Here is an 11,415-nt window from a genome sequence, read left to right on the forward strand (position 1 = left end):
GGGTGGTGTGGTCCTTCGGGATCAAAGCGGCACCGGTCGTCACCGACCGGCAGGGCGCGAGAAGATCACCGACAAGGACAGAGCGCGCTGGAGACCAGGCTGAGGTCGATGTGACCCCGCCCGTCGATCATCGCGCGCAACAACACCGGGCGATTCTCGCAGCCGCGTCCGACGCCCTCAACCACATCCCAGCAATTGGGAGAGGTCTCACCCGATCGAGTCCCACCGGTCGACGGGACGTGCGGGCGGGCCCGTCAGGTGAGCGCCGCCAGCACGTCGGTGACCAGGTCGGTGGTGTCCTCGCAGCCCGCGGACAGCCGCACCAGGCCCTCGGGCACGGGGTCCCCCCACTGCGCGCGCCGGTCGAGGCTCGTGTGGAGCCCGCCGAAGCTGGTGCTGGCGGCGATGAGCTTCGACCTGGCGAGGAACGCGTCCACGGCGGCGACGTCGGCCAGCTGGAACGTGAGCACCCCGCCGAAGCGGCGCATCTGCCGGACCGCCAGCGCGTACGCCTCGTCCTGCGGGGCGCCGGGCCAGCGCAGGCCCGTCACGGCCGGGTGGACGCGGAGCACGTCGTAGAGCGCGGCGGCGTTCGCGGCCTGCCGGGTGAGCCGCAGGTCGAGGGTGCCGAGGCCGCGGTGGGCGAGCCACGCCTCGAACGGGCCGGGGATGGCGCCGCCGACGGTGCGGGCGCCGCGCAGGCGCTCCGCGAGAGCGGCGTCCGTTGTGGACACGTGGCCGAGCAGGACGTCGCTGTGCCCGGCGACGGCCTTCGTGTCGCTGGCGACGACGATGTCCGCGCCCAGCCGCAACGGCTGCTGCCCCAACGGGGTCGCGGTCGTGTTGTCCACGGCCACGAGCGCGCCCGCCGCGTGGGCGGCGTGGGACAGCGCGGCGATGTCGCACACGTCCAGGCCGGGGTTGGACGGGGTTTCCAGCAGCACCAACGAGACGCCGTCGAAGTCCGGCCACGGGCCCGCGGTCGGCACCTCGCGGACGACGACGTCCATGTGCTCCGCCACGAACTTCCTGGTCAGGAAGTAGCCGTCGGCGGGGAGCACGACCGTGTCACCCGTGCGGAGCACCAGGCGCAGCACCGTGGAGACGGCCGCCATGCCGGACGGGAACAGGACGCACTCGCCGCCGTCCAGCTCGCCCAGCGCCGCTTCGAGCGCGCGCCACGTCGGGTTGCCCGCGCGGCCGTAGGTGTCCTCGCCGGTGAGGTGGAACGCCGACGCGAACACCGGGCTGCCCATGAACGGGCCGCCGGGCAGGCGTTCGGGCGCGCCCGCGTGCACCACCCTCGTGCCGTCGCCGTACTCCCTGTCCTCGGACCCCGCGGTCACTGCCGTTCCGCCTTCGGCTCGCGGCCGATGAGGGCCGCACCGAGGGTGCGCGGGTCCATGCCGTCGTGGCACACCATGTGGACGCCGTCGGTGAGCGGCATGTCGACGCCGTGCCGCTGCGCGAGTTCGCGGATCGACGAGCAGGACTTCACGCCCTCGGCGACCTGCCCGTGCGCGGCCTCCTGCGCCTGCGCCAGGCTCTCGCCCAGCCCCAGCCGGTGCCCGAACGTCCGGTTGCGCGACAGCGGGGACGCGCACGTGGCGACGAGGTCGCCCAGGCCCGCGAGGCCGGCGAACGTCAGCGGGTCCGCGCCGAGCGCGGCGCCGAGGCGCGCGGTCTCGGCGAGGCCGCGGGTGATGATGGACGCCATGGTGTTGTCGCCGAACCCGAGCCCGGCGGCCATGCCGCAGGCGAGCGCGATGACGTTCTTGCAGGCGCCGCCGAGTTCGCAGCCGATGACGTCGGTGATCGTGTACGGCCGGAAGTAGCCGTTGGAGCAGGCCTGCTGGAGCTCGACCGCGCGGTCGTGGTCCGTGCACGCGATGACCGTCGCGGTGGGCTGCTCGGCGGCGATCTCCTTGGCCAGGTTGGGTCCGGAGACGACCGCCACCTGGTCCTCCGGCACGCCCGCGACCTCGCGGACCACCTCGCTCATCCGCTTGAGCGTTCCCAGCTCGACGCCCTTCGCGAGGCTCACCAGGGTCGCGCCGTCGGGCAGCGAGTCGCGCCAGCCCACGAGGTTCGCGCGCAGCGTCTGGCTGGGGACGGCCAGCACCACGGCCTGCGCCCCGTCCAGCGCCTGGTCCACCTTCGTGGTGGCGCTGAGGTTCGACGGCAGCTTGGTGCCGGGCAGGTAGTCCTCGTTGATCCCGGACCCGTTGACCGAGTCGGCCACGGAGTCGCGCCGCGCCCACAGCACGACCTCCGGTCCGGAGTCGGCGATCACCTTGGCGAACGCGGTGCCCCACGACCCGGCACCCAGCACGGCGACCCTCTGCACGCTCATCAGTTGTCGTCCCTGTTCTTGGCAGAGGCGTAGAAGCCCTCCGGAGCCCGCTCCCCGCGGATGTCGGCGAGGAGGTCCTTCACCTCGCCCATCAGCAGGTCCGTCACCTCGCGCAGCAGCGCGCGCGTCTGCGGCTGGTCGCGGTAGGCGGACAGGTCGACCGGCTCGCCGAGCCGGGTCTCCACGGTCTTGCGCGGCAGCGGCCGGAACTTCTTCGAGTAGCCGTCGTAGATCTCCCTGGTGCCCCAGCGGGCGACCGGGACCACCGGGCCGTCGTGCTGGAGCGCGAGCCGGGCCACGCCGGTCCGCGACGTCATCGGCCAGCCGTCGGGGTCGCGGGTGATCGTCCCCTCCGGGTAGATCACGACGACCTGGCCGGACGCCAGCGCCTCGTGCGCGGCGCGCAGGCTCTGCTGGGCGTCGGTGGTGCCGCGGTAGACCGGGATCTGCTTGGCGCCCCGCAGGATCGTGCCCATGATCGGCACGTTCCACAGGCTGTGCTTGCCGAGCAGGTGGGGCACCCGGCCGTGGCTGTGCACGAACACGGCGTCGTAGCAGGGGTCGAGGTGGGAGACGTGGTTCATCACCACGAGCGCGCCGCCGGTGGCGGGCAGGCGCTCGCCGTGCACCGTCCGCCGCCTGCCGAGCGCCGCGGCCATCGGGTAGACGATCGCCGCGGCGACCCCGACCCAGAAGCCGCCCTTCTCCCTGACCACGTGTTCTCCCTCGATTCGTCCACCGCGGACCTGGAGTCTTCCTCGGGTGCCCCGGTCAGGTCCAGCCGACATCGGGGAGTATGGCGAGGTGCGCCGCCAAGTGGACCTCGTGGTACCAGTCAAGACGCTCGACCGGGCCAAGACCAGGCTGTTGGGCGCGGCCGATCGCGGAGCGGGCGACCCGGACGCGCACGCCGCGCTGGCCCTGGCGCTCGCGCTGGACACGGTCACCGCCGCCGCGGCGGTCGTACGGCACGTGCTGGCCGTCACGTCCGACCCGGCGGTGGTCGCCGAGCTGACCGCGCTGGGCGTGGAGTCCGCGCCCGGCCCGGAGGGCCTGAACCCCGCGCTGCGCCACGGCGCCGCCCTGCTGCGCGCCCGCGACCCGAGGTCGGTGGTGGGCGCGTTGCAGGCGGACCTGCCCGCGCTGCGCGCGGACGAGCTGGCCGCCGCGATCGAGGCGGCGACGGGTCGCGCGTACTGCCCTGACCGGCAGGGCACCGGCACCACGCTGCTGCTCTCCGCCCCCGGCGGCGACCTCGACCCGCGCTTCGGCGTCGGGTCGGCGGACGCGCACGCGGCGTCCGGCGCGGTCGCCCTCCTCGGCCCGTGGCCGTCGCTGCGCACCGACGTGGACACCGCGGAGGACCTCGGGCTGGCGGCGGTGCTCGGCCTCGGCTCCCGCACCGCGGCCCTGCTCCCGGTGTGCGGCTGACCGGCGACCGAGGCGCTAGCGTTGCCGCCATGATCGAGCAGGCGACCGTGAGCGCCTTCCACGCCGACGGCTCGGCGACCGTGCTGCGCGACGACGGGCTGCTCGTCGACGTGCCCCCGGACGCGGTCGCGGTGGGTTGCTGGAGGTCGCTCAGGCCCGGCCAGCGCGTCACTCTGCGTCGCGACGAGGACGGCTCGGTGACCGGTCTGGTCCGCCCGGTCTAATTCGATCCAGCACTGTGACGGGGAGTTCACCCGGTAGTCGCTCACGATCGAGGCGATTCCGGCTTCCGCACGGCACAATGCAGGTGTGACCACGGACGACAGCGACGACAAGGCCACGCCGAAGCGAAGGACCCGGACCTCCGCGTCCGCGGGGACCCCCCGGCGCAAGCCCCGACCGGCGACCCGTCGTGGACGGACGCCCGAACCGGCCGTCGAGTCACCACCCGCTGTCACGACCGGTGCCCGGTCGGTCCCGTCGTCGCCCCCGGCCGTCACGGCCGACGCGCTGCCGGCGGCGGACCTGCCGGACGACCGCTACTTCAACCGCGAACTGTCCTGGTTGGACTTCAACGCGCGGGTGCTGGCGCTGGCCGAGGACTCCTCGCAGCCGCTCCTGGAGCGCGCGAAGTTCCTGGCGATCTTCGCGTCGAACCTGGACGAGTTCTACATGGTCAGGGTCGCGGGCCTGAAGCGCCGCGACGAGACCGGCCTGTCGGTGCGCAGCGCGGACGGCCTCACGCCGCGCGAGCAGCTCGCGAACATCTTCAAGCGCACCCAGGAGCTGGTCGAGCAGCACGCGCGGGCGTTCCTCGACCACGTCGGTCCCGGTCTGGACCGCAACGGCATCAGCCTGGTGACGTGGTCGGAGCTGACGGACTTCGACCGGCTGCGGCTGTCGAACTACTTCAGCGAGCAGGTGTTCCCGGTGCTGACGCCGCTCGCGGTCGACCCGGCCCACCCGTTCCCGTACATCTCGGGGCTGTCGCTGAACCTCGCCGTGACGGTGCGGGACCCGGAGGGCGGCACCGAGCGGTTCGCCCGCGTGAAGGTGCCGGACAACGTGCCCCGGCTGGTGCGCGTGGAGGCGGACCGGGCCAGCAGCTCGGCGACGTTCCTGCCGCTGGAGCAGCTCATCGCCGCGCACCTGGGCGAGCTGTTCGCGGGCATGGAGGTCATCGAGTGCCACGCGTTCCGGGTCACCCGCAACGCCGACCTCGACGTGGAGGAGGACCGCGACGAGGACCTGCTCCAGGCGCTGGAGCGCGAACTGGCGCGCCGCCGGTTCGGCCCGCCCGTGCGGCTGGAAGTCGCGGACGACATGACCGAGCACATGCTGGAGCTGCTGCTGCGCGAGATGGAGGTGGACCCGGACGACGTCGTGCAGGTGCCGGGCCTGCTGGACCTGTCGTGCCTGTTCCAGCTCTACAGCCTGGACCGCAAGGCGCTGAAGGACCCGCCGTTCGTGCCCGCGACGCACCCGGCGTTCGGTGAGCGCGAGACGCCGAAGAGCGTCTTCGCGACGCTGCGCGAGGGCGACGTGATGGTGCACCACCCGTACGACTCGTTCTCCACGAGCGTGCAGCGGTTCATCGAGCAGGCCGCCGCCGACCCGCACGTGCTGGCGATCAAGCAGACGCTGTACCGGACGTCGGGCGACTCGCCCATCGTGGACGCGCTGATCGACGCGGCCGAGGCGGGCAAGCAGGTCGTGGCGCTGGTCGAGATCAAGGCCCGGTTCGACGAGCAGGCGAACATCAAGTGGGCGCGGCAGCTGGAGAAGGCTGGCGTGCACGTGGTGTACGGGCTCGTCGGGCTGAAGACGCACTGCAAGACCGCGCTGGTGGTGCGCCAGGAGGGGTCCACGATCCGCCGGTACTGCCACATCGGCACGGGCAACTACAACCCGAAGACCGCGCGGCTCTACGAGGACGTCGGCATCCTGACCGCCGAGCCGTCGGTCGGCGCCGACCTCACCGACCTGTTCAACGTCCTCACGGGCTACGCCAGGCAGGACAACTACCGCAGCATCCTGGTCGCGCCCTACGGCGTGCGGCGCGGCATCGTGGAGCGCATCCAGGCCGAGATCGACCTCTCCCGCGCCGGTCACCCCGCAGGCGTGCGGATCAAGGTGAACTCGCTGGTGGACGAGGAGGTCATCGACGCCCTGTACCGCGCGTCCCAGGCGGGTGTGCGGATCGACGTCGTGGTGCGCGGCGTGTGCGCGCTCAAGCCGGGCATCCGGGGGCTGAGCGAGAACATCCACGTCCGCTCGATCCTCGGCCGCTTCCTGGAGCACTCGCGGGTGTTCCACTTCATCGGGGCGGACGAGCACTGGATCGGCAGCGCTGACATGATGCACCGCAACCTGGACCGCAGGGTCGAGGTGCAGTTGCGCGTCACCGGCCCGAAGCTGACCGCCCAACTCGACGACATGTTCGACTCGGCCCTGGAGCCTGCCACCCGCTGCTGGGTGCTGCGGTCGGACGGCGAGTGGGACGCGTCCCCCTCCGACGGCACGGTGGTGCGCGACCACCAGGCCGAGATGCTGCGCCGACACCGCGCGCAGGGCTGAGCACACCCCTAAGGAGACGCGTGTTGTCGACCGACACCATTCGGGCGGCCGGTGCGGTGCTGTGGCGCGACGAGAACGGAACCGTCGAGGTAGCGGTCGTCCACCGGCCGCGCTACGACGACTGGTCGCTCCCCAAGGGCAAGCTGGACGCCGGTGAAACCGTTCCCGCCGCGGCCGTGCGGGAGGTGCGCGAGGAGACCGGCTACCACGCCGTGCTGGGCAGGCACGTGTCCCAGGTGCACTACAAGGCGTTCGGCCGCCCCAAGGTCGTCGACTACTTCAGCGCCCGCGCGCTGCGCGGCTCGTTCGTGCCGAACTCCGAGTCGGACGAGCTGCGCTGGCTGCCGGTGGCCGAGGCGGCGGCCCTCGTGACCAGGCAGCTGGACCGCGACGTGCTGGGTGCCTTCGCGCTCGTGCCCGCGGACCTGCAAACGGTTCTGCTGGTCCGCCACGCCAAGGCGGGCAAGCGCGAGAACTGGCGGGGCAACGACGACCTCCGCCCGCTCAGCTCGGCGGGCTGGCGCCAAGCCGAGGCGGTGCGCTCCCTCCTTCCGCTGTTCGCCCCGGACCGCGTGCACGCGGCTCCGCGGGTCCGCTGCGTGCAGACCGTGCAGGGGATGGCGGACGACCTCCGGACCACCGTGAGGCGCGAAGCGAGGATGTCGGAGGAGGGCTACTGGCCGGACCCCGACGCGGGCCTGGTGCGGTTCCTGGAGATCTCGGCGATGGGCGGCGTGCCGGTCGTGTCCAGCCAGGGCGGCGTCATCCCGGACCTGGTGGGGAAGCTGGCGGACATCGGCGGTCTGCGCTTGGCGGACGTGCCGTGCAAGAAGGGCAGCGTGTGGGTGCTCGCCTTCACCCGTCCGCTACCAGACTGGTCCACATCGGACTCGCCCGTGGGGTGGCCGAGGTTGGTTTCCGCTCACTACCTGCCCAGTGCGCTGGGTGTGCCGCGCCTCTGACCAGCGGTTCTTGGCAGTGGGTCGCGTGCGGTGGCTGGGTTGCGGGGTGTGGTCGATTTGACTTGGGGGCCCCTGGATTTGCCCCTTCGTCGGGCCAAAAAGGGCAGGTGGGAAGCCCTCGGACCGACAAATTTCAAGGGGCGAATCCCCCAAGTAAAATCGACCACGGCTGGCACCGACCGCGCAAGCAGGTCAGCCACCAGCGCCGATGGCACTCAGACAGCACGCTCCGCAGCCAGCCCAGAAGACGCTCAAGGCCCGCCCGCAGCAGCAGCCAGCGCAGCAACACCAAGGCCCGCTTGCTCCGACGACCGGCGCAGCAGCGCTCAAGCCCCGCCCGCAGCAGCAGCCAGCAGAGGCGCTCAAGCCCGCCCGCCGAGGCAGCCGAGGCACCCGCACGCCTGGGGCGGCAACGGCAGCCGTCCCACCACTGTCCCAGCGGAAGCACCGCCCACCGCACCTCCCCCCGCACTCCCCACCTTGTGCCTTCCCTTCACCCGCCCGACCGCCGACCGCCGACCGCCGACCGCACATCACCACCGAACCGAACCCCCGCCGCACTTCCCCACTTCACCCTCCCCACCCCTCCCCCACCGGCGCCCCGATCCTCAGCGCCCTCGCGCGAGCGGGGTGACAGCGGGGCACCCGCCCGAGCCCGATGACGAAGTCGAGGCCGAGTCACATCCCCTTCCGAGTCACATCCCCTTCCTGGCCACCAGCGCGAACGAGTTCGGCAGCCGCCCCCGCCACGCAGCCGCGTCCACCCCACCGGCCCGCCAGAACGGCTCCGCGTACTCCTCCAGCACCCGCACCTCCAACCCGGCGCGCACCACCGCCGTGACGACCTCCCCCAACGTCGCCTGCGCCTCCACCGCCCCGTGACCGGGGAACGTGTCGTTGACGAACCCCCGCGCGAAGTACCCCCGGTCCCCCCGGATCCGGGGCTCGTCGGCGTCCCACGTCCACAGTGGCACCGCAGGATGGGCCTCGTAGAGGAACAGGTGCCCACCGGGCCGCAGCAGACGGGCCACGTCGGCCGCCCAGCGGGCCAGGTCGGGCATCCAGATCAACGCGCCCTTCCCCGTGTAGACGACGTCCGCGCACCCGGAGCGCAGCGGTGCACCGGGCAGTTCACCCACCACGTAGTGACAGGGAACACCAAGGTCAACGGCTCGCCGTCGGGCTGAGACAACGGCGGTGCGGCTGAAGTCGACCCCGACCACTCCCCTCGCTCCCGCGGCGACGAGTGCGATGTCGTCCAATCCGTGGCCGCTCTGGAGGTGCACCACGGAAGGGCCGGATTCCACCAGCGGGCGCAGCAGTTCGAGTTCCCACGGGAACAGCGAAGTCCCGTTCCGAGCTTGTTCCAGGAGTTCGTCGTACTCGCGCACGTGCTTCTGCGACGCCGCTTCCCACGCCTTCCGGTTGTGCCCCGCATCGAGTTCCACCCGACCAGACTCGCGCGCCGCGCGCGGGACGTCCACGGAATTGCCCGGCGGGTTCGGGGAATGGCGGCTGTGCCGCGGAAGTACCGCGCGGGCGCAAAGCGGTCGCCCCACCGACCCGATCACGGCACGATATCGCCCATGACCGAGGAGACGACGACCCTGTGGCGCCCCACCGGACAGGCGGAGCTGGACCTGGTCGCCGAGTCCGGCTGGACGGCGTGGCCGCCCAGGTTGCCCGCGCAGCCCATCTTCTACCCGGTGCTCAGCGAGGCGTACGCGACGAGGATCGCGCGGGAGTGGAACGTGCCGCACGAGGGAGTAGGCCACGTCACGGCGTTCGAGGTGAGGACCGCGTTCCTGGACCGCTACGAGCCGCGGCGGGCGGGCGGGCGGGACCTGCTGGAGTACTGGATCCCCGCGGAGGAGCTGGACGGGTTCAACGCCGCCCTGGTGGGGCCGATCAGGCTCGTGGCCTCGTACGGCTGACGCTCGACCGGCCGACTTCCAGGCCACCAAGGAGGTTCGGCCGCCCCTCCTGGACGGGGTGCGCGAAGATCCCCGCACACCCCCGAAAACACGCCTGACGTGCTGCTGGAGGCGGTCGGAAGCAAACGCCAGGGCCCGATGCGCGTCCGCATCGGGCCCTGGGCGTTGGTGCTGCTCCCCCGCTCAGGGGGAGGTGGTGCTACTTCTTCTTGGCCGCCGGAGCCTTCTTGGCGGCGGCGGGCTTCGCCGCTGCCTTGGTGGCGGCGGGGGCCTTGGCCGCAGCCGTCGTCTTGGCGGCGGGGGCCTTCTTGGGCGCTGCGGCGGGCTTCGCCGCAGCGGTCTTCGCGGGTGCCTTCGCGGCAGCCGTCTTGGCGGGGGCCTTGGCGGCCGCAGGAGCCTTCACGGCGGCGGGCTTCGCCGCTGCCGCGGTGGTCTTGCGGGTCGCCGGCGCCTTGGTCGCCGCGGCGGCCGTGCGGGCGGTGGTGCTGCGCGCGGTGCGGGTGGTCGTCGTCCGCGCCGTGGTGCTGCGGGTCGCCGGCGCCTTGGTGGCGGCGGCGGGCTTCGCGGCGGCAGCCGCACGCGTCGACGTCGCGGCAGCGGCCGGAGCCTTCGCGGCAGCGGTGACGCGCGGCAGCTTCTTCGCGCCGCTCACGACGTCCTTGAACGTCGAACCGGCGCGGAACGCGGGCACGTTCGTCTTCTTGACCTTCACGGTCTCACCGGTGCGGGGGTTGCGAGCGGTGCGCGCCGCACGGGCACGCTTCTCGAAGACGCCGAACCCGGTGATGTTCACCTTCTCGCCCTTGTGGACGCTGCGAACGATCACGTCGACGAGCCCGTCCACTGCAGCAGCGGCGTTCTTCTTGTCGCCAAGACGCTCGGCGAGCGCCTCGATGAGCTGGGCCTTGTTCACCGTCAGTCCCTCCCAGGACGCTTACGGCCCATTAGTCGGGCCGACTGGTGGCCACGGTAAGCCCATATGAAGGGAAATACCAATCGCCACGCCATATTTTTCGTTGTGGCGTGGGCAATTGCGCTCTGTCGAGGGACAGAAACCCCCTCCTGGGGCACTTTGGGAGGGGCTCGGGGGCCTCGGATTCCCCCTCGTCGGGGAGGAATCCGAGGCTCGACCTCAGGTGGCCGGAAGCGGATCCGTGGTGGGCAGCCAACCTTGGCGGCGGGACTCGAACTCGTCGATCAGATCGGCGTGGCGCAGGGTCAGGGCGATGTCGTCCAATCCCTCGAGCAGGCGCCAGCGGGTGTAGTCGTCGATCCGGAAGGCGGCGGTGAAGTCCTTTGCCCGAACTGTCTTCTCGACCAGGTCAACGGTCACCTCGGTGCCCGGCTCGGTCTCCAGCAGCTTCCAGAGCAGCTCGACGTCCGACTGCTCGACCTCGGCGGCCACGAGCCCCTGCTTGCCGGAGTTGCCGCGGAAGATGTCGGCGAACCGGCTGGAGATCACGACCTTGAAGCCGTAGTCCATCAACGCCCACACCGCGTGCTCGCGCGACGAGCCGGTGCCGAAGTCGGGGCCTGCGACGAGGACCGAGACCCCGTCGTACTGCGGCTGGTTGAGCACGAAGTCGGGATCGTTGCGCCAGGCGCCGAAGAGGCCGTCCTCGAAGCCGGTGCGCGTGACCCGCTTGAGGTAGACCGCCGGGATGATCTGGTCGGTGTCGACGTTGCTGCGGCGCAACGGCAGCGCGGTGCCGGAGTGCACGGTCACGGCGTCCATGGGTCAGGCCTCCTTGCTCGTGGCGGCGTCCGCCAGGTCGGCGGGCGATGCGAGGTGTCCGGCCACCGCGGTGGCGGCAGCGACGGGCACCGACACCAGGTGGGTGCGTCCCCCCTTGCCCTGACGCCCCTCGAAGTTGCGGTTGGACGTGGATGCGCTCCGCTCGCCCGGTGCGAGCTGGTCGGGGTTCATGCCCAGGCACATCGAGCAGCCCGCGCCGCGCCACTCGCCACCGGCCTCGAGGAAGACCTTGTCGAGGCCCTCCTCCTGGGCCTGGAGACGCACGCGCACCGAGCCCGGCACCACCAGCAACCTCGTGTCGGCGGCGACCGTGCGGCCCTCGAGGACGGACGCCGCGAGGCGCAGGTCCTCGATGCGACCGTTGGTGCACGAGCCGACGAACACGGTGTCGACCTTGACCTC

At 71.9% G+C, this 11,415-nt stretch carries 12 protein-coding genes; 5 read left to right on the top strand and 7 right to left on the bottom strand.

Annotated elements, in window-relative coordinates; translation table 11 throughout:
• Window positions 1–254: 254 nt before the first annotated feature.
• From VFZ92_RS41175 to VFZ92_RS41185, 3 genes are read right to left on the bottom strand one after another with little or no spacing between them, the layout of a single operon-like run.
• Window positions 255–1,346, bottom strand: coding sequence for a cystathionine gamma-lyase (locus VFZ92_RS41175; protein ID WP_330883420.1), 1,092 nt, complete (start codon window positions 1,344–1,346; stop codon window positions 255–257).
• Window positions 1,343–2,353: an NAD(P)H-dependent glycerol-3-phosphate dehydrogenase gene (locus VFZ92_RS41180; RefSeq protein ID WP_330883422.1), complete on the bottom strand. Its 1,011-nt coding sequence runs from the start codon at window positions 2,351–2,353 to the stop codon at window positions 1,343–1,345. Before VFZ92_RS41180 ends, VFZ92_RS41175 begins: the two co-directional genes overlap by 4 nt.
• Window positions 2,353–3,069 carry a lysophospholipid acyltransferase family protein gene (locus VFZ92_RS41185; RefSeq protein ID WP_330883424.1) on the bottom strand — a complete coding sequence of 239 codons (717 nt, stop codon included), beginning with the start codon at window positions 3,067–3,069 and terminating at the stop codon, window positions 2,353–2,355. Before VFZ92_RS41185 ends, VFZ92_RS41180 begins: the two co-directional genes overlap by 1 nt.
• An 88-nt stretch (window positions 3,070–3,157) precedes the next feature.
• Between VFZ92_RS41185 and cofC the strand changes: the two genes are divergently transcribed.
• The 4 genes from cofC to VFZ92_RS41205 all read left to right on the top strand — a co-directional run bounded on the left by cofC (window position 3,158) and on the right by VFZ92_RS41205 (window position 7,323).
• Entirely contained in the window at window positions 3,158–3,784 is a 627-nt protein-coding gene (gene cofC, locus VFZ92_RS41190) for a 2-phospho-L-lactate guanylyltransferase (RefSeq protein WP_330883426.1), read from the top strand.
• 29 nt (window positions 3,785–3,813) lie between these two features.
• Complete coding sequence (locus tag VFZ92_RS41195; protein ID WP_330883429.1) at window positions 3,814–4,008, top strand: hypothetical protein; 195 nt, start codon at window positions 3,814–3,816, stop codon at window positions 4,006–4,008.
• 85 nt (window positions 4,009–4,093) lie between these two features.
• Window positions 4,094–6,361 carry an RNA degradosome polyphosphate kinase gene (locus VFZ92_RS41200; RefSeq protein ID WP_330883431.1) on the top strand — a complete coding sequence of 756 codons (2,268 nt, stop codon included), beginning with the start codon at window positions 4,094–4,096 and terminating at the stop codon, window positions 6,359–6,361.
• Between the two features lie 23 nt (window positions 6,362–6,384).
• Window positions 6,385–7,323, top strand: coding sequence for an NUDIX hydrolase (locus tag VFZ92_RS41205; protein WP_330883443.1), 939 nt, complete (start codon window positions 6,385–6,387; stop codon window positions 7,321–7,323).
• Window positions 7,324–8,018: 695 nt separating this feature from the next.
• Here VFZ92_RS41205 and VFZ92_RS41210 read toward each other — a convergent pair.
• On the bottom strand, window positions 8,019–8,771 hold the full coding sequence (locus VFZ92_RS41210) for a class I SAM-dependent methyltransferase (protein WP_330883433.1): 753 nt from the start codon (window positions 8,769–8,771) through the stop codon (window positions 8,019–8,021).
• Between the two features lie 138 nt (window positions 8,772–8,909).
• Between VFZ92_RS41210 and VFZ92_RS41215 the strand changes: the two genes are divergently transcribed.
• Complete coding sequence (locus VFZ92_RS41215) at window positions 8,910–9,257, top strand: hypothetical protein (protein WP_330883435.1); 348 nt, start codon at window positions 8,910–8,912, stop codon at window positions 9,255–9,257.
• Window positions 9,258–9,456: 199 nt separating this feature from the next.
• Here VFZ92_RS41215 and VFZ92_RS41220 read toward each other — a convergent pair whose 3' ends face one another.
• The 3 genes from VFZ92_RS41220 to VFZ92_RS41230 all read right to left on the bottom strand — a co-directional run.
• Window positions 9,457–10,170 (bottom strand): HU family DNA-binding protein, encoded by a 714-nt coding sequence (locus VFZ92_RS41220; RefSeq protein ID WP_330883437.1) that lies wholly within the window; start codon window positions 10,168–10,170, stop codon window positions 9,457–9,459.
• Window positions 10,171–10,389: 219 nt separating this feature from the next.
• A complete protein-coding gene (gene leuD, locus VFZ92_RS41225; protein ID WP_330883439.1) occupies window positions 10,390–10,992 on the bottom strand; it encodes a 3-isopropylmalate dehydratase small subunit in 603 nt (200 codons plus the stop codon).
• A gap of 3 nt (window positions 10,993–10,995) precedes the next feature.
• On the bottom strand, window positions 10,996–11,415 hold a 420-nt coding region (locus VFZ92_RS41230), incomplete at its 5' end, for an aconitase family protein (protein WP_330883441.1).

The sequence above is a fragment of the Umezawaea sp. genome, from assembly GCF_036375055.1.
GTDB lineage: Bacteria > Actinomycetota > Actinomycetes > Mycobacteriales > Pseudonocardiaceae > Umezawaea.

Bases quoted from the DNA above. Each gene is read 5' to 3' on its own strand.
- leuD (WP_330883439.1), bottom strand. From the start codon at position 10,992: ATGGACGCCGTGACCGTGCACTCCGGCACCGCGCTGCCGTTGCGCCGC.
- VFZ92_RS41215 (WP_330883435.1), top strand. From the start codon at position 8,910: ATGACCGAGGAGACGACGACCCTGTGGCGCCCCACCGGACAGGCGGAG.
- VFZ92_RS41180 (WP_330883422.1), bottom strand. From the start codon at position 2,353: ATGAGCGTGCAGAGGGTCGCCGTGCTGGGTGCCGGGTCGTGGGGCACC.
- VFZ92_RS41195 (WP_330883429.1), top strand. From the start codon at position 3,814: ATGATCGAGCAGGCGACCGTGAGCGCCTTCCACGCCGACGGCTCGGCG.